This is a genomic window from Arthrobacter sp. Edens01 (assembly GCF_001307035.1).
Taxonomy (GTDB): domain Bacteria; phylum Actinomycetota; class Actinomycetes; order Actinomycetales; family Micrococcaceae; genus Arthrobacter_B.
Genome location: NZ_LKIU01000007.1, coordinates 23458 through 44690, shown reverse-complemented (window position 1 = coordinate 44690; position 21233 = coordinate 23458). Strand labels below are relative to the sequence as shown.

Sequence of the window (21233 nt, the reverse complement as noted above, 5' to 3'; positions counted from 1 at the left end):
CAGCGGGCACGCCTGCAGGATGCTTGGGCATCTCCCTCTTTCCGTCGCCACCAGCGGGTTTATTGCCTTAGGCAAAAAATCTTGGTTACTGTGACTCATGCAACAGAAGTTCCCGGTGAGTGAGATGTGCCGGACGATACGGACGGAAAGAACCCAATGAGAGTTTTCTGCAGTGACCTGCTGCAGCCGGATGCACGTGTCCGCTGTCCGCACGCGGATCCCGGGCACGCTTCACCCGGCCCCGCAGCATGACCATCACCAAACCGGCAAACCCGCCGGCTGCAAAGGCCTCGCCGCAGCCCGACCGCCAAACGGACCGCGGCAGCCTGCGGGCCCTGTGGTACCTGGTCCCGGCACTGCTGGTTTTCGCGCTGTTCCTTTTCTATCCACTGGGGCGGTCCGTCTTCCTGTCCTTCCAGGGCAGCGACCTTTTTGGCCGCCCTTCGGGCTTTGTCGGCTTCGACCAGTACACCCGCCTGTTCACGGACTCAGGGTTCTGGAACGTCATGTGGGTGACGCTCGGCTTCACCGTGCTCACAGTGGTGCCTTCGATCGCCATTGCGCTGGCACTGGCCCTGCTCCTGCACCAGAAGATCCGGGGAATCCGGTTCTTCCGCACGGCTTTCGCGCTTCCCTTCGCCTATTCGGTAGCCACGGCCTCGGTGATCTTCGGGGTTATGTTCAACCAGGCAACCGGTGTGCTCAACGGAATGCTGGCCTTCTTCGGGCTGGACCGGGTGGGTTGGCTGACCGATCCCGCGTGGGCGCTGCTGTCAGTCTCACTGGCGACGGTGTGGATGCAGCTTGGATACAACCTGCTGGTCCTTTCTGCCGGGCTCGGCGCAGTTTCAGACGACGTAGTTGAAGCTGCCCGGCTGGACGGAGCACACGGCTGGCGCATGCAGCGCTCCATCATCATGCCGCTGCTGACACCGCAGCTGTTCTTCCTGCTGGTCACCGGCACCATCCACGCCCTGCAGAGCTTTGGCCAGATCCACATCCTGACCAAGGGCGGCCCGCAGGACAGCACCACCACCCTTGTCTACTCCATCTACGAGCAGGCATTCGCCAACAACAACTCCAACTTCGGCTATGCCTCCGCGCAGGCCGTAGTCCTGCTGATCATCGTGGTCGCGGTATCCGCCATCCAATTCGGTGTCCTGGAACGAAAGGTCTTTTACCGATGAGCCGCACCGCAACCGCCGCAGCCACCCGCAGCGGCGATGCCCGCCCGGTGCGCGGCACCCTTGCCGCGAGGAAGCGGCAGCGGCGTCCGCTCACACTGGGGCGTGTCCTGACCTATGCCGCGCTCACCCTGGGCGCCGTCGTCGTCCTCTTTCCCGTCTACTTTGGTTTTGTGGGTTCCTTTATGGGCCCGGCGGACATCAACGCCTACCCGGCCTCGCTCTGGCCGTTCAACGGATTCCGGGTGGAGAACTTCACCGGTGCGCTGGACTCGATCCCGCTGGGCCGGCAGTACATGAACTCCGTGGTGATGGCCGGACTCATCACGCTGGGGCAGATTGTCACGTCGCTGCTGGCGGCTTACGCCCTGGTGTTCCTGAAGGTGCGGGGACGGGTCTTCTGGTTCGCGCTGTTCCTGTGCAGCATGATGGTTCCCGCTGAAGCGATCATCATCCCGAACTACCTGACCATGTCCTCCGCCGGACTGATCAACACGATTCCGGCACTTGTGCTGCCGTTCCTGGCACACGGGTTCGGCATCTTCCTGCTGCGCCAGGCATTCCTCTCCTTCCCGGTGGAGCTGTGGGAAGCCGCCAGGATCGACGGTGCCGGCCACATGCGGTTCCTGCTCTCGGTACTGGTCCCGCTGTCCAAGCCCACGCTGGCAGCACTGGGAATCTGGTCCTTCCTCTCCGCCTGGAACATGTACTTCTGGCCGCTGCTGGTCACCCAGACGCCGCAGATGCAGACCATCCAGATTGGCATCACCCAGCTGCGGTCCGCAGACAACTTCAACGCCGGGCTGGTGCTGGCAGGAACCGTCCTGGCCATCATTCCCACGCTCCTGCTGGTCATCTTCGGCCAGCGCTTTATTGTCCGCGGCCTGACCGCGGGTTCCATCAAATAGCCATATCGATTCATCACTTACCCTGCTCAACCCGGAGGGCACACCCTCCGGTCCAACCGAAGGGAATTCAATGCGAACCATACGTAGAGGGCGCCGACTGCCAATGGCGGCCGCCGGTGCTGCTGCACTCGCCCTGACGCTGTCCGCCTGCGGCGGCCCAGGATCAGCCGGGGCAGGGGACGCTCCCGCGGCCGATGCGCTGGAGAACGCCGACGGCGTCACGGTAGTCAACTTCTGGCACTCAATGGACGGGACCAACGGAGAGACGCTGAACAAGCTGATCACCGACTTCAACGCCGCCAATGAGGGCAAGATCGAGGTCAAGGGCGTCTACCAGGGCGACTACGACACGACCATTACCAAGTACAAGGCAGCGGTCCAGTCCAACAGCACGCCCAGCATGGTGCAGATCTATGACATCGGCACCCAGTTCATGATCGACTCCGGGGCTGTTATGCCCACCCAGACGTTCATCGACCGCGACGAGTACGACGTCTCCGACCTGCAGCCCAACATCGCCGGTTACTACTCGATCAATGACGAGCTGTGGTCGATGCCTTTCAACACCTCCATGCCGGTCATGTACTACAACAAGACCCTGTTCGAGGCTGCCGGGCTGGACCCTGAAAAGGCTCCGGAAACCCTCGCCGAGGTGGGCGAAGCTGCCAACAAGCTCTCCAAGACGAACGGCGGCCCGGCTGAATTCGGCTTCAACGCCGCCATCTACGGCTGGCTCCTGGAGCAGGAAATTGCCGCCAACGGCGCGCTGTACTGCAGTCCGGACAACGGCCGCAGCGGCGAACGGGTGACCGACTACAGCTTCAACAATGACACCGCCGTGGAGTTCGTCGACTGGTGGAAGGGACTCGTTGAGACCGGCGTAGCCGGCAACACCGGCCGTGCCACCGCCGATGCGCAGAACGCCTTCAAGTCCGGCACCATCGGCATCACGCTCGAATCCACCGGCGCGCTGGGCGGCATGCAGAAGGCCGCTGAAGAGCAGGGCTTCGAACTCGGAGTGGGCTTCTACCCGAAGATCGAGCAGAACGATTCCGGTCCGATCATTGGCGGTGCCTCCCTCTGGGTCTCCGATGAAGGCCACTCCGACGCCGAGAAGGAAGCTGCCTGGCAGTTCATGCAGTACCTCGCGGAGCCGGCCACCCAGGCCACCTGGCACACCGGCACGGGCTACTTCCCGATTTCCAAGGCTGCACTGGACGAGCCCGAAGACGTCGCCTGGCGTGAGCAGTACCCGCAGTTCGACGTCGCGGTCCAGCAGCTCGAAGGCACTGAGCTGACGGCCGCCACCCAGGGCTGCTCAGCCGGATCCATGCCGCAGGCCCGCAAGGCCGCTGAGGACGCGCTCGAAGGTGCGCTGCTCGGCGGGGACAGCAAGGCCGAGCTCACCGAATCGGTGGAAGCACTGAAGACCGAGGTCGAGAACTACAACAACTCAGTGCAGTAACAGCTGCATCTGGGACCGGGGCGCCGGTTCCGCCAGAATGTAAACGACATCATTTCCGCTCTGCGGACAGGATTCGGTTTCTATTTCCGGCGGGGCCGGCGCCCCAACCTGTTTGCGGGCCTGTTGCACAGGGGTGGCCATGGATTCGGAATACACCATCCGGCAGGAGCAGCCTGCCGACTACGCCGAAGTGGAAAGCCTGACGCGGGAGGCATTCTGGAATGTCTACCGGCCCGGCTGCGTGGAGCATTACCTGGTGCACAGCTACCGCAGCCTGCCGGAGTTCGTTCCCGAACTGAGCTGCGTCGTGAAGCTGGACGGCAGGATCGCAGCCCACATCATGTACAGCCGGGCCGAAGTGGCGCTCGACGGCGGCGGCAGCCTTCCCGTCCTGGTCCTCGGCCCGGTGTCGGTCCGCCCGGAACTCCAACGCCGCGGGCTCGGCGGAAAGCTCATCCGGCACACGCTCGAAGCTGCCGCAGAAAGGGGATTCGGCGCCGTCGTCCTCTCAGGGAGCCCGGAGTACTATTCCCGGTTCGGGTTTACCGACGCCCAATCACTGGGAATCCGCTACGCCGGCGTCCCGGAAGACGTACCCACACCGTTCTTTATGGTCCGCGAACTGCGTGCCGGATACCTCGCCGGAGTGACTGGCAGCTACGCCGATCCTCCCGGCTACGCCGTCCGTGAGGAGGATGTGGAGGCCTTCGACGCCGGTTTCCCTCCGAAGGAGAAGCTCAAACTGCCCGGCCAGCTGCAGTAACTTCCTGGTTCTGGGGCCGTTCCGGGCACCCGTTGACCCTTCCCACGACGCATCATAAGGTTGCTTACCATCTGATCCCAACTGATCACCGAAGCAATGAGGAGGACCAGTGGAAGCAATGGTGTACCGCGGCCCGTACAAGGTTCGGGTCGAAGAAAAAGAGATGCCGCGCCTGGAGCACCCCAATGACGCGATTATCCGGGTGACCCTCGCCGCGATCTGCGGCTCCGACCTGCACCTGTACCACGGGCTGATGCCGGACACCCGGGTGGGAACCACCTTCGGGCACGAGTTCATCGGCGTTGTGGAAGAGGTTGGGCCGTCGGTTCAGAACCTGAAACCGGGAGACCGGGTCATGGTTCCGGCCAACATCTACTGCGGCTCCTGCTGGTTCTGCGTCCGCGGCCTGTACTCGAACTGCCACAACGTAAACCCCAACGCCACCGCCGTCGGCGCTTTGTACGGCTACTCGCACACCACCGGTGGTTACGACGGCGGGCAGGCAGAGTATGTGCGGGTCCCGTTCGCCGACGTCGGGCCCTCCCTGATCCCGGACTGGATGGCTGAGGAGGATGCACTGATGTGCACCGACGCTTTGGCCACCGGGTACTTCGGTGCCCAGCTCGGGGACATCAAGGAACGCGACACTGTGGTGGTGTTCGGCGCTGGACCGGTGGGGCTGTACGCAGCCAAATCCGCGTGGCTGATGGGTGCCGGCCGGGTCCTGGTCATCGACCACCTGGACTACCGGCTGGAAAAGGCGCGGGACTTCGCCCATGCCGAAACCTACAACTTCACCGAGTACGACGACATTGTGGTCCAGATGAAGAAGGACACCGGCTACCTGGGTGCGGACGTTGCAATCGATGCAGTGGGAGCCGAAGCAGACGGGAACTTCCTGCAGCATGTCACCGGCACCAAGCTCAAACTCCAGGGCGGGTCCGCGGTGGCGCTGAACTGGGCGATCGACTCCGTCCGCAAGGGCGGAACCGTCTCCGTCATGGGCGCTTACGGGCCGATTTTCAATGCAGTGAAGTTCGGCGACGCGCTGAACAAGGGGCTGACGCTGAACATGAACCAGTGCCCCATGAAGCGCCAGTGGCCGCGCCTCTTCGAGCACATCCGCAACGGCTACCTGACGCCCAGCGACATCATTACCCACCGCATTCCGCTGGAGCACATCGCCGAGGGATATCACATCTTCTCCTCCAAACTCGATAACTGCATCAAGCCCGTGATCGTCCCCAGCGCGTCCTAAACCCGCAAAGGAGCCTGCCATGGCCTACACCGCTTACAACCCCGTACCCATACCCACCGCTGAGGAACTGAAGGCACGCATCCCCGGCTGGGGGGCTGACCTCAATCCCCTCGACCGGCCCTCCGTTCCCAAGCTGCAGTTCGACCCGGAGCGCACCGGAGCGCACTGGGACTTTCCTGACCGGCAGGAGGAAACCTACCCGCGGGAACGGTCGATTGAACACAAGATGCTGACCCCGGTTTTCGGTACGGCAGTGCCGCTCAAGGGTGTCTCCGGAGCCATGCGCCGCCTGGCCTATAAGCGCTACAGCGAAGCGCGCGCCGCGCACTGGCTGATCCTGCTGGCAGCCGACCGTGTGGACGCGTTCGGCGCCCACGTCACCTCGCTGGCCACGGTTCGCCCGGACAACCCCGTTACCGAAACCGGCGTGCTGAGCGAGTTCCGCGTCGGCGGGCTCTCGTCCCGTGCCCGCAGCCGCCGCGCCGATGTAAACCACCAGTGGATTGACCCCATTCTTGTGGGGGCTCCCTGGATCCTTGCCGGCGGAGCAGTTTTCGCAGGTGTGCGCGCCCTTGTGCGCAGGAGGCGCTGAGACCGATATTCGGAATCCTTGACGTGGTTCAGTTATTACGTAATTCTTGAGCCATGCAAAACGATGCTGAACCCCGGCTGCGGGCCCTCGAGGAACGGGTGGCCGCCCTGGAAGACCGGCTCGCCGGTGCGTCCGTGCCCCCGGCGCCGGCGGCGGACGACGTCTTCTGGGTCCTGAACGGGATCCGGGACCGGTACCCGGACTCCGGCGTTGTGCTCTTTGCCGGTAAGGCCGCCGTGGGTCCGGGGGAGCGGTACGAATACCAGTACGGCCTGGAAACGGCGCACCTGCTGGACGTCGACTGGACCGCGTATGCAGAAACCCTCGCTTCCCTGGGCAACCCGGTGAGGCTCTCGATCCTGCGCGCCGTCCTGGGCGGAACGGAAACCGTAGCGCAGCTGGTGGAGGAACTCGGCGCGGGAACGGCGGGTCAGATCTACCACCACGTCAACCAGCTTCTGGCCCAGGGCTGGCTGGCTGCCCATGCCCGCTCCCGCTATCGGATTCCGGCGCCCCGCGTCATCCCGCTGCTGGCTATCCTCACCGCTGCCACAGGAGGCAACTGAGATGACTGCGACCGTCCAGACCAGGCGCAAACCCAAGGCACGGATCGTTGCCGGCTGTGTGGCGGCCGCCGTCGTGCTGGCCTGCGGGCTGGCCGCCGCGCCCTGGCCGCCGCGGCTCTCCGGGAACATTACCGGGGACACCGCGTTGGCGGATCGCGTCCGGCCGCTGCTGACGAACCCCGCCCAGCACATCAGCGTGGCCTACATCGACGGAGACAGCATCCGCTATGCCGGCTTCGGCGCGGATGAACACACCGAATTCGAAATCGGTTCCGTGAGCAAGACGTTTACCGCGTCGCTGCTTGCCGACGCCGTGAAACGCGGCGAAGTCACACTGGAGACCACAGCGGCGGACATCCTGGGAGATGACCTCGCGGACGCATCCGCGGAAATCGGCACCGTGACACTTGCCGAACTCGCCAGCCACCGCTCCGGCCTGCCGCGGCTGGCGACGGGCTTGGATGCGCTGCCGTCCCTGCTGGCCGGGCAGCTGCTCAACCGCGACCCCTACACCGCAACGCCGGAACAGGTTCTGGCCCAGGCCCAGGCCGCTGGCCTGAACAACCGCGGCACCGTGACCTACTCAAACCTGGGTTACGCCTTCCTGGGCCAGCTGCTGGCGCGGGCCGCCGGCCAAAGCTGGGAGCAGCTCCTGGAGGAACGGATCCTGGCTCCGCTGCAGCTGAAGGAAACCTATGCCCCCGTAACCGCGGAGAACCTGCGCGACGGCGCCCCCACCGGTCGCAGCGCCGCCGGCCGTCCCGAGGACGCGTGGACCGCCAATGGGACGGCGCCGGCCGGAGGCATCCGTTCCACCACGGCAGACCTAGCCGTCTATGCACAGGCGCAGCTGGACGGAACCGCCCCCGGGGCAGCGGCGCTGGAGCCGCAGTGGAACGGCAAAGAAGGTTCACGCTACGGACTGGCCTGGGTGACCAGCCGGGAGGGCGGAGCCGGCGGCCCGGAGATCACCTGGCACAACGGACAGACCGGTGGCTTCTGGTCCATAGTCGCCCTGGACCGGGACAACGGGCGTGCGGTGGTGATGCTCTCCAACGTTGCCGCGGGACAGGAAGAAGCCGCTTTTGAGCTGCTGGCCGGAGGTCCGGAATGATGGCCGCAGTGATCGGCTGGGTGCTGCCGCTGGGTCTGGTGGTTTACTGTGGCTGGCTTGCCTACTTCGCCTGGACTCAGTCAGTGCCGGAAAAGAGCCGGGGCTCCTATGTGGCAACACTGCTGGAGGCGGCCTTCGTGGCCGTTCTAATGCGGCTGGTGGTGGAGTGGTCCGCGGCCACCATCTGGCTGTGGGTTCTCTCCGCGGCAGCGCTGGCTGCGGCCGCAGCCGGTCTGGTGATTCGCTGGCCCCGGCTTCCAGCCCGCCGCGCACAGGTAACAGAGCCCCGGGCTGGTTTCCCCGCTGCGGTTCCCGCCCGGAAACCCAAGGAGCCGGGTCCGGCTACCCTCACCGGTTACGCTGCCCTGCTTGCCGCGGCGCTCGCCGTGTGCGTGATCGTTGGCTGAGCGCCCGAAAACAGGCGGACTAGGCTCCAAAGACGCGGCGCAGGAAGGCCACAGCAGCAACATCGTCCTCGATCCCGCCGGCTTCGTGCCCGTTGAAGGGCCACACCTGTTGCTCCTTGGGCCCGGAGTAGTTGTTGTACGCCGCATAGACGGTGGACGGCGGCGTGATCTGATCCATCAAACCCACCGAGAACAGCGCCGGAACCCTGGCCCGCTTGGCGAAGTTGATCGAATCAAAGTACTGCAGCGTCTGGTGCACCTGCTGGACCCGGGTGCGGTGGATCGCCAGATAATCAACCAGTTCCCGGAACGGGTACGCATCCGTGACCTGCAGCGCGCGGGGGATATCGGATAGGAAAGGCACCTTCGCTACGATGGCCGCCAGCTCCGGTGCCAGGGCTGCGACGGCTACTGCCAGGCTGCCGCCCTGGCTCATGCCCACAGCCGCGCAGCGGTCGGGATCTACCCTGTCCAATGACCGCAGGGCCTGGACAGCCCGGACGGCGTCCGTGATTAGCCGCCGGTAATAGTAGGTCCCGGGATCGGTAATGCCGCGGGTCATGACGCCTTGGCCCTGGGGCCCGGCACTGCCCGCCGCGTCCGGGGTGACACCCGTGCTCCAGCCCGCCCCCTGCCCCCGGGTATCCATTTCCAGGTGCGCGAAACCGCAGGACGCCCAGAAAAGGTTCTCGTGCGCGTCGCCGCGCCCGCCGCCGTAGCCGACAAACTGGACGACGCCGGGCAGCGGACCGGATGCTCCGGACGGCACCCGCAGCCAGGCGCGGATTGGTTCCCCGCCGTAGCCGTTGAACGTCACGTCCCAGACGTCCACTGTGGACAGCACGGTTTCAACCGGTTCAAGGATCAGGCCCAGCGGATGGGCCTGCGCTTCTTCGAGAGTCCGCGCCCAGAACTCATCAAAATCGGCAGGTTCGCCCTGGCTGCCCAGGTAGGTGCCCAGCTGGTCAACGGGCAGGTCTGTGTACACGTTCTTCCTCCTACGGGGCCGTGATTTCCACCCCCGGCCCTGCTTCTGCTGCCTCCACGTCCACTGCACAGTGCAGGCGCCGGGTGTGGTCCACCGAGCGTACCGGGCCGGTCAGCCTGACGTCGCCGGTCAGCCGGATATCGGTGCTGGATGCACCGAAGCGCAGTTCAAGCACGCCGGGTTCCACTATCCGTTCCAGGTCCACTCCGGTGAATGAGGCTGCGTCTGCCGGCACGGTGAAGCGAACCCGTGCGGATTCCCCGGCCTTCAGCGGCACCCGGGCGTAGCCAATGAGCCGCTGCACGGGACGGACCACGGAAGCCACCGGATCGTGCAGGTAGAGCTGGACCACCTCCACGCCGTCGCGCGCTCCGGTATTGGTGACGGCCAGCGATGCCGCCGTTTCGCCGTCGGTGCTGGTTTCCGGGGTCTCAACGTGTAGGCCGTCCCAACTGAACTCGGTGTAACTGAGGCCGTGACCGAAGCCGAAGGCCGGCGTCGGATCGATGCTGGACACATCGGTGGGACCGGCAAGCGGTGCTGCCAAATAGGTGGCCGGCTGGCTCCCCGGAGTGGCCGGGACACTGACCGGCAGCCTGCCGGAGGGATTCACCGCCCCGCTCAGCACCCGGGCCACGGCGGAGCCGCCTTCCTCTCCGGGGAAGAAAGCCTGCACAACGGCGGCGGAACGGGAGGCAGCCTGCCCCAGGGCATAGGGGCGGCCGGTCAGCAGGACGGTGACCACCGGCGTGCCTGAGTCCAGCAGCGCATCCAGCAGCTGCTGCTGCACGCCGGGGAGTACGAGGGACTCGACGTCGCATCCCTCGCCGCTGGTGCCGCGGCCAAAGAGCCCGGCCCGGTCGCCGAGCACCGCGATGACGACGTCGGATTCCTTGGCCGCCGCCACAGCGTCCCCGATGCCCGAGGTATCAGGATCATCAATGCCGCAGCCCTGGGCGTACACCACGTCACTGTCCCCGAACTCTGCGCGCAGCGATGCCGCCACCGTGGGCAGCTCAATGCCGGCGGGGACCTCCGGGAACTGGGACCCCACATGGGCAGGGAAGGAATAGCAGCCAAGGAACGCCATGGGGTTCTCCGCATTGGGACCCACGACGGCGATGCGCGCGGGCGAGCGCAGCGGCAGGGTGCCGTTGTTGCTCAGCAGGACGATTGACTCTTCGGCCAGCCGTGCTGCCAGGCCGCGGTTTTCCGGCGGATCCAGGTTCACGGTGTCCTGGACCGAGCCCAGATCCCCGGCACCGGAGGCAAGGGCCGCGGGCACCGGGGACCAGTCCTCATCCAGCAGGCCCAGGCCGATTTTCTGCAGCAGCACACGACGGGCGGCCCGGTCCACCAGGGCGGGATCAACCCGGCCGGCTTCCAGTTCGGCCAGCAGATGTTCGCCGTAGGCGTCCACTGTGGGCAGCTCCACGTCCACTCCGGCGTCCAGCGCTGCCGCGGCGGCTTCACCGCGGCTCCCGGCCACTCCGTGCAGATCCTCCAGGAACCCGATTCCGAAGTAGTCGGCCACCACGGTTCCTTCGAAACCCCAGGTGTCGCGCAGCAGACCGGTCAGCAGGGCGCGGTTGGCGGCGGAGGGGATGCCGTCAGTATCGGTGTAGGCATGCATCACTGACCGGACGCCTGATTCCCGGACGGCCATTTCGAAGGGCGGCAGGACGACGTCGGCGAACTCGCGCGGTCCCATGGAGACCGGAGCGTGGTTCCGCCCGGCACGGGAGGCAGAGTACCCGGCGAAGTGTTTCAGCGTGGCAACGACGCCGGCCTGTTCGAGGCCCTGGATGTAGGCGCTGGCTACGCTGCCCACCAGGTACGGATCTTCGCCGATGGTCTCCTCGACCCGGCCCCAGCGGGCATCGCGCACCACGTCCAGCACCGGGGCCAGCCCCTGGTGGATTCCTACCCGGCGCAGGTCGGTTCCGATCGCAGCGGCCATGCGCCGGACCAGACCGGGGTCGAAGGTGGCGCCCCACGCAAGCGGCACGGGATACGCCGTCGCACCCCAGGCCGCGAACCCGGCCAGGCACTCCTCGTGGGCCATCGCGGGGATGCCGAACCGGTTGGAAGCGGCAATCCGCTCCTGGGTGCGCATCAGCGAGAGGGCGCCGGCTCCGGCGTCCACCGGTTTGGTGCCGAACGGCCGGGTGAGCTGGCCGAGGCCGTTCGGCAGCAGCGACTCGAGGTCCGGGGGTTCGTTCATCTCATGCTGGTGCGGGGCCACCTCGGCGCCGTCGGCGGAGGCGCCCACCCACACTCCGATGAGCTGGGCGGTCTTTTCTTCCAGTGTCATTTGGGACAGCAGGGCATCCGCGCGTTCGGCGGGGGAGAGGGAGGCATCCCGCCAGGGGACGCGTTTGGTGGTGGTGTTCGACATGGGTCACTTTCCGCCAGCGCCCATAAGGCCCTGGACTAGTGCGCGGCGTGCAAAGAGGTACACCAGCAGCACGGGAATCATGGAGAGCATCACCGCGGCAAGGATGCCGGGGACGTTGATTCCGTACTGGGTCTGGAAGTTGAAGAGGCCAAGGGTGATGACCCGGGTGGACTCCGACTGGGTCAGGATGAGGGGCAGCAGGAAACCATTCCAGCCCTGCAGCGCCGCGAAGACGGCGATCGTGGAGATCCCGGCTTTGGACAGCGGGAGCACCAGCCGGACGAACGTCCGCCAGGTTCCGGCACCGTCCACCGCCATGGCCTCATACAGCTCCGGCGTGATGTCCCGCATGGTGCCGGAGAGGATCAGCGTGCAGATCGGCAGGGCGAATGCCGCGGTGGGCAGGATGATGCCCAGCAGGGTGTCATACAGGCCGACCGTGTTGATCAGGTAGAACATGGGAACGATCACGGCCTGGACCGGAATTGCGAGCCCCAGCAGGAAGAAGCGGAAGATCAGGGTGGTGGTGCGGGACTGGCTGCGCACAATGGCATACGCCAGCGGCGGTACTACCAGCAGCACAATGCCGACCACTCCGCCGGTCACTATCAGGGTGTTCAGAAAGTAGAGCCCGAATCCGCTCTGGAACACTCCCGCGTAGTTCTCCAGCGTGAAGCTGGTGGGGAAGGAGAGCGGCCCGCCGGCGCTGAAGTCGCTTCGCGTCTGCACGCTTGCGGCGATCATCACGTACAGCGGCAGGGCAACGATGAGGAGCCATACGACGGCGGCGGCTCCGGCAATGTAGTTGGGGCGCGTGCGCATCTAGACTCCTTCCATGGTGCTGCGCATCTTGTCGTAGCCGGAGACCTTGACCATGATGAGCGAGATAGTGGTGGCCACGACTACCAGCACCAGGGCCACGGCGGCTCCAGTGCCAAAGTCGAAGCGGCGGAAGGCCTGCTCAAACATGTAGAAGGCCGTGATGGTGGTGTCGGTGCCCGGTCCGCCGTTGGTCAGGATCAGGACCGTTTCAAACGTGGTCAGCCCGCCGACGACCATCAGGATCACCGAGGTGATGATGGAGTTGCGCAGCTGGGGCAGTGTGATGCTGAAGAACGTGCGCGCCCGGCCGGCGCCGTCGACTTCCGCCGCCTGGTAGAGCACCTGCGGGATGGCCCGCGCGGCACCCTGGTAGATCAGCGTGTGGAAAGGCGTGAACTGCCACATGCTCACGAAGATGATGACGCCGATTGCCGTGGCCTGATGACCGAACAGGTTGCCGTCGCCGAAGAGCCAGCGGAACTGGGACGGCACCCCGAAGTTCGGATCAAGCAGCGCCCGCCACAGAACCGAAATGGCTGCGGATGAGAGCAGCAGCGGCACAAAGTAAATGGCGCTCAGGACGGCACGGTTGCGCTGCGGTCCGGCGGCCCAGACCCCGAGCAGCATGCTCACCGGTGTCTGGGTGGCAACACCAAGCACAATGAACAGCAGTGATAGCCACAGGCTCTTCAGCATCACCGGGTCGCTGGAGAGCTCCTGCCAGTTCTCCATGCCAACAAACTTGGGTTCACCGATGCCGCGCCAGCTCATAAAGGACAGGACTACGACGGCGATCAGCGGGATCACGGCGAAGAGCAGGAAAAAGACCGTGGCCGGGAGGGTCCAGGCCAGGCCCGGACGGGGTGTGCGGGCCGAGCGGCCGGCGCGGGCAGGACGGACCCGTTCGGATCCGTCCGCCAGCGCCGGCGGCTTGGGCGGGAGCAGTGCAGTCATGAGGAGAAGTCCCTAGAGTCCCTGCATGGCGGCAATAAAGCCGTCTTCATCGATGCGTCCGCTGAAGAAGTCAGACATTGCTCCGTGGATGGCCGGTGTGGCCGAGGGCGGGTAGGCCTGGTCCCAGGAGAGCTGGAAGGCCGGGGCCTGCTCCACCAGTCCGTACTGGAAACGGGCATACTCGGGATCGGCAGACTGGTCCAGGAACTGCTCGGTGTTGGTGGTGGTGGGGAGGTTGCCGATAGCGACCTGCTCCTGCACGAACTCATCCGAGTACATCAGCTTCAGGAAATCCCGGACGGTGTCCGGGTACCGGGTGTTTGCCAGGACGGAGTAGAAGTTGTTCGTATTGCCAACCAGGTTCTGCGGGTCGCCCTTGCCGCCGTCAATGGTCGGGAACTCGCTGTAGCCCAGTCCGGATTCGACGAACTCGGGAGCGGCGTCCTGGTGCGTGGAGTAGGCCCAGGAACCCATGAGCTCAAAGCCTGCCTGGCCGCTGGAGAGCAGTGATGCCGAACCTCCGTCGGTGAACTTCACTGACTGGAAGTTGGTGCCGAAGGCTCCGGCGTCCACCAGTTCGCGGAGCATTCCGAGCGCTTCGCGGCTTTCTTCTGAGTCCCAGACCTCGGTGTCACCAGCCAGTGCGCTTTCAAAGAGTTCAGGGCCTGCAACGCGGTCGTAGACGTACTCGACCCACATCAGGGTGGGCCATTCATCGGCTCCGCCCAGCGCGATGGGCGTTACGCCGGCTGCCTTGAGCTTTTCGACTGCGGCCAGCAGTTCGTCCCAGGTTTCCGGGGCGCCGTCGACTCCTGCCTGTGCCAGTACTTCCTCGTTGCTGAAGAGCATCACCGGCTGGGTTCCGCGCATTGGAATGCCGTAGGCCTCGCCATCCACTACTGCGGTGTCGAACACGGAGGGCAGGAAGGCATCCTTGAGCTGCGGGTCTTCCTCGATGAAGTCATCCAGCGGCATCAGCAGGCCGGCGTCCACGTAGTCCGTGATGGATCCGCCGCCCCAATTGAAGAAGACGTCCGGCGCGGAGTCCGTGTCGATCACGGTCTGGAGTTTCTGCTGGTAGTCGGCGCCCGGGATGGTGTCCAGGACAACCTTGACGTCCGAGGTTTCGTTGAACTTGTCCACCATGGCCCGTTCGACGTCGTTGCCGGCATCGCCGTAGACCAGGACATGGACCTCGTTCTCCGGCCGGTTGCTTCCGGCAGAGTCTCCGCCGCTGCTCGAGCAGGCGGACAGCGACAGGCCCAGCGCTATTGCGCCGGCCGCTGCGGTAGCTGGTTTGAGCCAGCTGCGGTTGTTCCTCATTGAACTGCTCCTCACTGGAAGTTCTTCCGGGAAGCATGTTCCGAAAGTTTCGAAACACTTGCCGAAAGTTCTGGAATGCCGCTAGCTTAGGATGCAAGGATGTGATGCGCAACACTTTTTTGCTGCCGCTTCACCTCAGGGCTTTTCGTGCGGAGGAGAAACAGATGGCGCAAACGCCTGCAGCTGGGAGAGTGACGCTCGCCGAACTGGCGGCGGAGGCCGAGGTTTCACTCTCGACCATCTCGAAAGTCCTGAACGGCAGGGCCGACGTTTCGCGGAAAACCCGCACGAAAGTTGAAGCCCTCCTGGACGGGCACGGGTATCAGCGCCGCGCTGCCCGCAGCTCCAAATCCGCGCTGCTGGAACTGGTGTTCCACGAACTCGAAAGCGCCTGGGCACTGGAGATTATCCGCGGTGTTGAGAACGTGGCACGTGAACACGGGCTGAGCGTCGTGCTGACCGAGAGCGGCACGCGGCATTCACCCGGCCCCGAGTGGGTGGAGGGTGTCATCGCGCGGCGCCCGGCCGGCGTCGTACTGGTTTTCGCGGACCTGGCGCAGGAGTCCCGGCGGCTGCTCGAATCCCGCGGAATACCGTTCGCGATCATTGATCCCGCGGGCGACCCTGCGCCGGATGTACCTTCGGTAGGTTCCGCGAACTGGGCCGGAGGCATGATGGCCACCCGCCACCTGATCGATCTGGGCCACCGGCGCATCGCAGCGATTACCGGACCGGAAGACCTGATGTGTTCCCTGGCCCGGATTGACGGTTACCGGTCAGCGCTGAACACCGCCGGCCTCCCGTTCGACCCAGAGCTGGTCCGGTACGGCAATTTCCACGTGGACGGCGGCCGGGACCATGCAATGGAGCTGCTCGCTGCGCCGGACCGTCCCACCGCAGTTTTCGCCGGCAGTGACCTGCAGGCCCTTGGAGTGCTCGACGCCGCCCGGCAGCTGGGCATCAGCGTTCCGGAGGAACTTTCGATCGTTGGGTATGACGACCTGCCGGTGGCACGCTGGTCTTCTCCGGCGCTGACCACAGTGCATCAGCCGCTGATTGAAATGGCCGAGGAAGCGGCACGCATGGTGCTGATGCTGCGCGACGGCGAACAGCCAAAGAACACCCGGCTGGACCTCTCGACGTCCCTCGTCATCCGGCAGAGCACGGCTGCGCCTGCCGGCGCCTGAGCCTGAGTCCGCTTTAGACGGTGTCGGCGGGCTCGCCGGATTCGGTCTCCCGGGGAGCAGCTGTCGCGGCTGAACCCTGTAGCCGGCGCCCGCCGCGGCGGTAGGCCGGCGTCGTCGCCAGGACCAGGTTGATGGCCAGTGCACAGCCGATGATCACCCCGGCCATGGACAGCGCCGAGCCGCCGAAGACACCCACCAGCGGGCTGATGAGCCCGGCCAGGCCCACCTGCAGGCAGCCGAGCAGTGCGGCGGCGGTTCCGGCCATGTGCCCGTAGCCGTCCAGTGCCAGTGAAGTGGCATTGGAGAAGATGAAGCCCAGCATGCCAAGCACCACCCAGAGCCCGGCCACGAGTCCAATGACGCCGCCGAATCCGGTGGCGATGATGATCGGCAGGATCACGGCCAGGAGCAGCAGCACCGGGGCTGCGATGCGCAGGATGCCCGCTGACGGGAAGCGGTTCAGCAGGGAAGCGTTCACCTGGGAGGAGACCACCATTGCGACGCCGTTGACGGCAAAGATGAGCGCGAACGTCGCGGGGGAGAGGCCGTATTCTTCCTGCATCACGAACGGTGAACCCACCACGTAGCTCATGATGATGCCCATCGACAGGCCCGGGATGACGGCGAACGCCAGGAAGCGGCGGTCACGCAGCAGGATCCGGTAGCCTCCGGGTTTGCCGGACTTGGGGGTTCCCTTTTTCGCCTTCGCCAGCCGCCGTTCCGGAGGCAGGGTTTCGGGCATCCAGCGCCAGACGATCACCACCAGGATGACGCCGATCAGCGCCAGCGCGTAGAAGACGGCCCGCCACGCCCAGATTCCCTCCACCGCCTGGCCCAGTGTGGGAGCCAGCAGCGGGGCCAGTCCGATCATCAGCATCAGCCGGGAGAGCAGGCGGGCGGCGTCAGAACCGGTGAACCGGTCGCGGATCACGGCGATGGCCACCACGGAAGCGGCAGCGTTGAAGAAGCCCTGCATAATGCGCAGGCCGATCAGCAGGCCAATGTTCGGGGCGATCGCGCACAGCAGTGAGGTGACCACGTGCATGGAAATGCCGATCAGCAGCGGCAGCCGGCGCCCGAATCGGTCGGATAGCGGGCCGATCACCAGCTGGCCAACAGCCGTGCCCAGCAGGGTGCCGGAAAGCGTGAACTGGGCGGCCGTCGTCGTAGTGGCCAGGTCCGAGGCAACTTCAGGCAGCGCCGGAAGATACATGTCCGTAGTGACCGCCGGCAGCGCGGCCAGCGCTCCGAGCATCAGGATGTACTTCAGGCTGCGTGAACGGGACGTGGCGCGCTTCGGGGAAGGACTTGTCACCGGGGAAAGGCTCCTAGGGAGGATTGCGGGTGTGGGCCTCGGCTCTCTGGGCTGCCGCAGGGCCAACGGGTATCCAACTGGGGCACCCGTGAGATCTGCTGCCAGTATAGGCTTCGGGCCCCGCCGGGCACACCGTGGCCTGGGGGCCGGCGTAGTGATCTGTCCCACCCTTCCCGGGAGAACCCGCGCAGCCGGAAAGCGTTGACCCCCGCGCAGCGGCCGCTCCACACTTGAGGAACGGCCAACACCCGTTCCCTCCCGTTACGCCACCGAAGCGAGGCGACACCATGGAAAAACGGATCCTGGATTACCCGGACTGGCAGGACACAGCAGACACCCTGCATCTCTTCCTCCAAATGGCAGGCAAGGTCAAAATCGAGCACAGCGACAAGCAGCCAGGGTGGGGGCACGTCCGGATGCCGCTGACCATCGACGGGATTGGCACCGGCATCATCCCGGGAAACGGCTCAAGTTTCGAGATCTACTTCAACCTGCGCCAGCACCATGTGGACGTGCAGAACACCGACGGCGGCAAGAGCCGGATCCCGCTCAGCGACGGCCTCAGCGTGGCGGAGTTCTACTCCCAGCTCATGGGTGCGCTGGACTACATCGGGATGCCGACCGAGATCAACACCACCCCGCAGGAGTTCTACGACGAGACGCCCTTCGACCAGGACACGAAGCATCATTCCTGGGACCGGGAGGCCGTGGCCATCTACCTGGAGAACCTGCACTTCGCCTACCGCAGCCTTTCCCGGTTCCTGGCACCCTTCCGCGGCAAACGGGACATGCCTGAGTTCTGGTTCGGCACCATGGATCTCTCAGGGTCAGTGTTTGCAGGCCAGGCAGCACCGTACAGCGGGACCGACGTGATCGGCGTGAACTGCTTCGATGAGAAGTTCATGGAGTTCGGGTTCTGGCCGGGGGACGTCAAAACGTCCAAGCCGTCCTTCTTTGGCATGCCGTATCCGTTTATGGCCAGCATCGACAGCTACTCTTCGATGCTGAAGCCGGACCGGGCGCAGTTCCAGGCCCGGCAAAACGAGTTCATCCTCACCTTGGAGGATGCCTTCTCCTATCCGGACCCCGAACAGGCCGTGGTGGACATGTGCCGGACCAGCTTCGAGATCGTCCAGCGGATTGACCGCTGGGCAGACCTGGACTGGATCACCGAACCGCTCGGATACCCCGTCTCATCAGCCTAGCGCCGCGGGCGCCGTGCCTATGATGGGAAAAAAGCACAGGCACGGCGCCCGGTACGGCGCAGGTGCGAAGGCCTCCCGAGGAGCACAAATGGTCCGCATAGCAGTGCTGCAGGCAGCATCCGAGGTAGGTAAGCCTGAAGCCAACCTGGCTTTGATCCGAAGCGCCGCTGTCCGCGCGGCCGATGCCGGAGCCGACTTGATCGTCACCCCCGAGCTTTTCGCCACGGGCTATGCCCCGGCCCGGGCAGCGGGTTCCGACGGCGCCGGACTCCGGCGGGAACTGGCGGCCATCGCGGACGAGGAAGGCATCGGCGTCGTTGCCTCCACCGTGGAGGAGGAAGGAGGCGCCCGCTTTATTGCCGCTTCCCTTTTCGACGAGACGGGAACGGAGCTGCTGCGCTACCGCAAGGCCCACCTCTTCGGTGACGATGAACGCGGTGCCTTCACTCCGGGTGCCGGGGTGCCCCGCGTAACCGGCTTCCGGGGCCTGAAGGTGGCACTGGGAATCTGTTATGACATTGAGTTTCCCGAGTATGCGCGCGCAGCGGTGCGCGCCGGAGCGGACCTGCTGTGCATTCCGACGGCGGTTCCCGCCACTGGGGACGTGGGCGGGCCGCAGCCCCTGCACACCTACAACGCTGAACGGATTTCGACGCTGCTGGTCCCTGCCCGGGCACTGGAGAACGGCGTCTACATTGCGTATGCCAACCACAGCGGCCCCGGTTTCACCGGCAACAGCGTGATTGCCTCACCGTACGGAACGCTGCTGGCGGCCGGCGGAGCGGACACGGAAGAGCTGCTTCTGACGGACATCCATCCCAACGAGGTCCACCGTGCCCGGCATATCAATACCTATGCGCAGGACATGCGGCCGGAACTGTACCGCTGAGACCAATCCGGCGTGCAGCCTGAATTAGGGTGCGCCGTTCCATGCTGACATAATGTTGGCAAACCCCCGTCGGAAGGTGCTCTCCTCCATGACTCCCCGCAAACTGTTCACAACCCTGGCCTTTGCGGAGGCCGTAACGTGGACCCTGCTGATCGCTGCCCTGGTGGCCAAGTATGCGTTCGGCAACGAAGCCTTCACTCCCATCGCCGGCGGCATCCACGGCTTTGTGTTCCTCTCCTACGCCGTGGTGACCGTGTTCGTCTGGGTGAACCAGAAATGGTCGGCCGGTACCGGTGTGCTTGGCGTGGCGCTCGCCGTGGTGCCCTGGGCCACGATTCCGTTCGAAAAGTCTGTAGACAAGCGCGGACTGCTGGAGGGCGGCTGGCGCCTGGCTCCCGGCGGCGAAGAACCCAAGAACTTCCTGGACAAGGTACAGGCCATGGTGCTGCGCCGTCCGGGAGCTTCCGCACTGGTTGCAGTAGCCGGCGTCGCCGTCGTCTTCTCAATCCTGCTCTACCTCGGCCCGCCCATCCCCAAGGGCTAAGCTCCCAAATACATAACCGCACCGGTGGTTCCCAGGGGGAGCCGCCGGTGCGGCTTTTTTGTGGCTGCGTTTCCTTCGCTTTAGCCGGCGTAGGCGTTCAGCTGTGCCGCATGCCCTGCCCGATCTCATGTAACTACAGGCCGTCATGTAACCGCAGGCCAGAGGCAGGTGCTGGCAGGATAGGGCCCATGGCCAAACCGTTCACCCTGGTGCAGCTGCGCTACTTCTCGGCGGTAGCGGCTGCAGAGAGCATGACAGCGGCATCCCGGGAACTCAATGTCACCCAGTCAGCGCTGTCCGCTGCTGTCTCCCAGCTGGAGAAGGACCTGGAGGTGCAGCTCTTTATCCGGGGGCGGCAGCGGGGAATGCGGCTCACGGCAGCCGGGCGACAGTTCGCCAAGGACATCACTCCGTTCCTTGAGGATGCGGATGCCCTCTACGAGTCGGCGCGCGGTTACTCGGATGCCCTGACCGGAGAGCTGCGCGTCGGTGTCTTTGCGCCGCTGGCGCCGTTCCGCGCCCCGGTGATACTGCAGGCCTTTGAAGCGGCCCACCCCGATGTCCAGATTTCGTTCCTGGAGGGGGACCAGGAGTATGTGCGAACGTCCCTGCTGCAGGGAGACTGCGAGCTGGCGCTGATGTACGGGCTGGGGCTGGACGACGGCTTCACCACCAAGGTAGTTGAGCGGATCCCAGCGCACGTGCTGGTCTCTGCGGATCATCCACTGGCAGCCAGCGCGGAAGGCGAAGTGTCCCTTCGCCAGTTCGAAGACGAGCCCCTGATTCTGCTGGATCTGCCGCACACCCGCGAGTACTTTATGAGCCTGTTTGCAGCGGCCGGTGTCCGCCCAAGAATCCGGCACCGTGCCTCAGGGTATGAAACTGTGCGCTCCTTCGTGGGCCGGGGGCACGGCTACGCGGTGTTGAACCAGCGGCTGCACCATGACCAGACCTATGCCGGCGGCCGGGTTGTTCCGCTTCGGCTCACCGATGACGTTCCCGGAATCGAAGTCATGCTGGTACGGCCGGCCGGCGTCCGCCCCACGCGCCGGGCGCTCGCCTTCGAGGACGTTTGCGGCCGCCTCTATGGGGCAGCGCGCTAGTTCTCGCATCAGAAAAATCGATCATTCTGTTCAGAAACATGAACTGGACATCTGTGATCTGGATCACCAGAGTGGACCCATCATCATCTCTGCCCTGCCGTTATGCAGGGGCAAGATCCGCACCACTGCGGGACTCCTGCCCCTGAGCGCCGGCACTGACCACCAGGAGTGCAGTTGAGAAGTCCAGAACCATGTTTCCTCGGTATTACGCAGCATCCGGCACCCGGACCCGCTTCGGGAAACGCACT

The 21233-nt window shown here is 65.0% G+C and carries 20 protein-coding genes; 14 read left to right on the top strand and 6 right to left on the bottom strand.

All coding sequences use genetic code 11. The features are described 5' to 3' along the window. The first annotated feature begins 248 nt into the window (after positions 1 to 248). The 9 genes from AO716_RS16690 to AO716_RS16650 all read left to right on the top strand — a co-directional run bounded on the left by AO716_RS16690 (position 249) and on the right by AO716_RS16650 (position 8257). Positions 249 to 1187, top strand: coding sequence for a carbohydrate ABC transporter permease (locus tag AO716_RS16690; protein WP_055243101.1), 939 nt, complete (start codon positions 249 to 251; stop codon positions 1185 to 1187). Then, positions 1184 to 2092: a carbohydrate ABC transporter permease gene (locus AO716_RS16685; protein ID WP_055243099.1), complete on the top strand. Its 909-nt coding sequence runs from the start codon at positions 1184 to 1186 to the stop codon at positions 2090 to 2092. The genes AO716_RS16690 and AO716_RS16685 overlap by 4 nt, the downstream gene beginning before the upstream one ends. Positions 2093 to 2162: 70 nt before the next feature. Next, positions 2163 to 3557 (top strand): ABC transporter substrate-binding protein, encoded by a 1395-nt coding sequence (locus AO716_RS16680; protein ID WP_082413688.1) that lies wholly within the window; start codon positions 2163 to 2165, stop codon positions 3555 to 3557. A 139-nt stretch (positions 3558 to 3696) separates the two neighbouring features. Then, positions 3697 to 4320, top strand: coding sequence for a GNAT family N-acetyltransferase (locus AO716_RS16675; RefSeq protein WP_055243095.1), 624 nt, complete (start codon positions 3697 to 3699; stop codon positions 4318 to 4320). 109 nt (positions 4321 to 4429) lie between these two features. After that, positions 4430 to 5578: a zinc-dependent alcohol dehydrogenase gene (locus AO716_RS16670; RefSeq protein WP_055243093.1), complete on the top strand. Its 1149-nt coding sequence runs from the start codon at positions 4430 to 4432 to the stop codon at positions 5576 to 5578. A gap of 19 nt (positions 5579 to 5597) precedes the next feature. After that, the gene (locus tag AO716_RS16665) at positions 5598 to 6170 is read left to right on the top strand and encodes a hypothetical protein (protein WP_055243091.1); all 573 of its coding nucleotides are present in this window, start codon (positions 5598 to 5600) and stop codon (positions 6168 to 6170) included. 53 nt (positions 6171 to 6223) lie between these two features. Then, complete coding sequence (locus tag AO716_RS16660; RefSeq protein WP_055243089.1) at positions 6224 to 6736, top strand: ArsR/SmtB family transcription factor; 513 nt, start codon at positions 6224 to 6226, stop codon at positions 6734 to 6736. A gap of 1 nt (position 6737) precedes the next feature. Beyond that, positions 6738 to 7850 carry a serine hydrolase domain-containing protein gene (locus tag AO716_RS16655; protein ID WP_055243088.1) on the top strand — a complete coding sequence of 371 codons (1113 nt, stop codon included), beginning with the start codon at positions 6738 to 6740 and terminating at the stop codon, positions 7848 to 7850. Next, positions 7847 to 8257 (top strand): hypothetical protein, encoded by a 411-nt coding sequence (locus AO716_RS16650; protein WP_055243086.1) that lies wholly within the window; start codon positions 7847 to 7849, stop codon positions 8255 to 8257. Before AO716_RS16655 ends, AO716_RS16650 begins: the two co-directional genes overlap by 4 nt. Before the next feature lie 19 nt (positions 8258 to 8276). Here AO716_RS16650 and AO716_RS16645 read toward each other — a convergent pair whose 3' ends face one another. The 5 genes from AO716_RS16645 to AO716_RS16625 are packed head-to-tail and all read right to left on the bottom strand — an operon-like array spanning position 8277 to position 14742. Further along, the gene (locus AO716_RS16645) at positions 8277 to 9245 is read right to left on the bottom strand and encodes an acetylxylan esterase (protein WP_055243085.1); all 969 of its coding nucleotides are present in this window, start codon (positions 9243 to 9245) and stop codon (positions 8277 to 8279) included. A gap of 10 nt (positions 9246 to 9255) precedes the next feature. Next, positions 9256 to 11643: a glycoside hydrolase family 3 N-terminal domain-containing protein gene (locus AO716_RS16640; protein WP_055243083.1), complete on the bottom strand. Its 2388-nt coding sequence runs from the start codon at positions 11641 to 11643 to the stop codon at positions 9256 to 9258. Between the two features lie 3 nt (positions 11644 to 11646). After that, positions 11647 to 12465, bottom strand: coding sequence for a carbohydrate ABC transporter permease (locus AO716_RS16635; RefSeq protein ID WP_055243081.1), 819 nt, complete (start codon positions 12463 to 12465; stop codon positions 11647 to 11649). Further along, entirely contained in the window at positions 12466 to 13419 is a 954-nt protein-coding gene (locus tag AO716_RS16630; protein ID WP_082413686.1) for a carbohydrate ABC transporter permease, read from the bottom strand. It lies immediately after the preceding gene. Positions 13420 to 13431: 12 nt separating this feature from the next. After that, positions 13432 to 14742 (bottom strand): ABC transporter substrate-binding protein, encoded by a 1311-nt coding sequence (locus AO716_RS16625; protein ID WP_055243080.1) that lies wholly within the window; start codon positions 14740 to 14742, stop codon positions 13432 to 13434. A gap of 164 nt (positions 14743 to 14906) precedes the next feature. On the opposite strand from AO716_RS16625, the gene AO716_RS16620 reads away from it, so the two are divergent. Next, a complete protein-coding gene (locus AO716_RS16620; RefSeq protein ID WP_055243078.1) occupies positions 14907 to 15929 on the top strand; it encodes a LacI family DNA-binding transcriptional regulator in 1023 nt (340 codons plus the stop codon). Positions 15930 to 15942: 13 nt separating this feature from the next. Here the strand turns inward: AO716_RS16620 and AO716_RS16615 are convergent, their stop codons facing one another. Further along, complete coding sequence (locus AO716_RS16615; protein WP_235472150.1) at positions 15943 to 17244, bottom strand: multidrug effflux MFS transporter; 1302 nt, start codon at positions 17242 to 17244, stop codon at positions 15943 to 15945. A 287-nt stretch (positions 17245 to 17531) separates the two neighbouring features. Between AO716_RS16615 and AO716_RS16610 the strand changes: the two genes are divergently transcribed. From AO716_RS16610 to AO716_RS16595, 4 genes are all read left to right on the top strand, one after another. Next, positions 17532 to 18449, top strand: a complete 918-nt coding sequence (locus AO716_RS16610; protein WP_055243077.1) for a DUF5996 family protein — start codon at positions 17532 to 17534, stop codon at positions 18447 to 18449. Between the two features lie 88 nt (positions 18450 to 18537). Continuing rightward, positions 18538 to 19338 carry a nitrilase-related carbon-nitrogen hydrolase gene (locus tag AO716_RS16605; protein ID WP_055243075.1) on the top strand — a complete coding sequence of 267 codons (801 nt, stop codon included), beginning with the start codon at positions 18538 to 18540 and terminating at the stop codon, positions 19336 to 19338. A gap of 88 nt (positions 19339 to 19426) precedes the next feature. Next, on the top strand, positions 19427 to 19882 hold the full coding sequence (locus AO716_RS16600; RefSeq protein ID WP_055243074.1) for a DUF3817 domain-containing protein: 456 nt from the start codon (positions 19427 to 19429) through the stop codon (positions 19880 to 19882). A gap of 188 nt (positions 19883 to 20070) precedes the next feature. After that, complete coding sequence (locus AO716_RS16595) at positions 20071 to 20985, top strand: LysR family transcriptional regulator (RefSeq protein ID WP_055243072.1); 915 nt, start codon at positions 20071 to 20073, stop codon at positions 20983 to 20985. Positions 20986 to 21233: the final 248 nt, after the last annotated feature.

Bases quoted from the DNA above. Each gene is read 5' to 3' on its own strand.
- AO716_RS16690 (WP_055243101.1), top strand. From the start codon at position 249: ATGACCATCACCAAACCGGCAAACCCGCCGGCTGCAAAGGCCTCGCCG.
- AO716_RS16685 (WP_055243099.1), top strand. From the start codon at position 1,184: ATGAGCCGCACCGCAACCGCCGCAGCCACCCGCAGCGGCGATGCCCGC.
- AO716_RS16680 (WP_082413688.1), top strand. From the start codon at position 2,163: ATGCGAACCATACGTAGAGGGCGCCGACTGCCAATGGCGGCCGCCGGT.
- AO716_RS16675 (WP_055243095.1), top strand. From the start codon at position 3,697: ATGGATTCGGAATACACCATCCGGCAGGAGCAGCCTGCCGACTACGCC.
- AO716_RS16665 (WP_055243091.1), top strand. From the start codon at position 5,598: ATGGCCTACACCGCTTACAACCCCGTACCCATACCCACCGCTGAGGAA.
- AO716_RS16660 (WP_055243089.1), top strand. From the start codon at position 6,224: ATGCAAAACGATGCTGAACCCCGGCTGCGGGCCCTCGAGGAACGGGTG.
- AO716_RS16655 (WP_055243088.1), top strand. From the start codon at position 6,738: ATGACTGCGACCGTCCAGACCAGGCGCAAACCCAAGGCACGGATCGTT.
- AO716_RS16650 (WP_055243086.1), top strand. From the start codon at position 7,847: ATGATGGCCGCAGTGATCGGCTGGGTGCTGCCGCTGGGTCTGGTGGTT.
- AO716_RS16640 (WP_055243083.1), bottom strand. From the start codon at position 11,643: ATGTCGAACACCACCACCAAACGCGTCCCCTGGCGGGATGCCTCCCTC.
- AO716_RS16635 (WP_055243081.1), bottom strand. From the start codon at position 12,465: ATGCGCACGCGCCCCAACTACATTGCCGGAGCCGCCGCCGTCGTATGG.
- AO716_RS16630 (WP_082413686.1), bottom strand. From the start codon at position 13,419: ATGACTGCACTGCTCCCGCCCAAGCCGCCGGCGCTGGCGGACGGATCC.
- AO716_RS16625 (WP_055243080.1), bottom strand. From the start codon at position 14,742: ATGAGGAACAACCGCAGCTGGCTCAAACCAGCTACCGCAGCGGCCGGC.
- AO716_RS16620 (WP_055243078.1), top strand. From the start codon at position 14,907: ATGGCGCAAACGCCTGCAGCTGGGAGAGTGACGCTCGCCGAACTGGCG.
- AO716_RS16610 (WP_055243077.1), top strand. From the start codon at position 17,532: ATGGAAAAACGGATCCTGGATTACCCGGACTGGCAGGACACAGCAGAC.
- AO716_RS16605 (WP_055243075.1), top strand. From the start codon at position 18,538: ATGGTCCGCATAGCAGTGCTGCAGGCAGCATCCGAGGTAGGTAAGCCT.
- AO716_RS16600 (WP_055243074.1), top strand. From the start codon at position 19,427: ATGACTCCCCGCAAACTGTTCACAACCCTGGCCTTTGCGGAGGCCGTA.
- AO716_RS16595 (WP_055243072.1), top strand. From the start codon at position 20,071: ATGGCCAAACCGTTCACCCTGGTGCAGCTGCGCTACTTCTCGGCGGTA.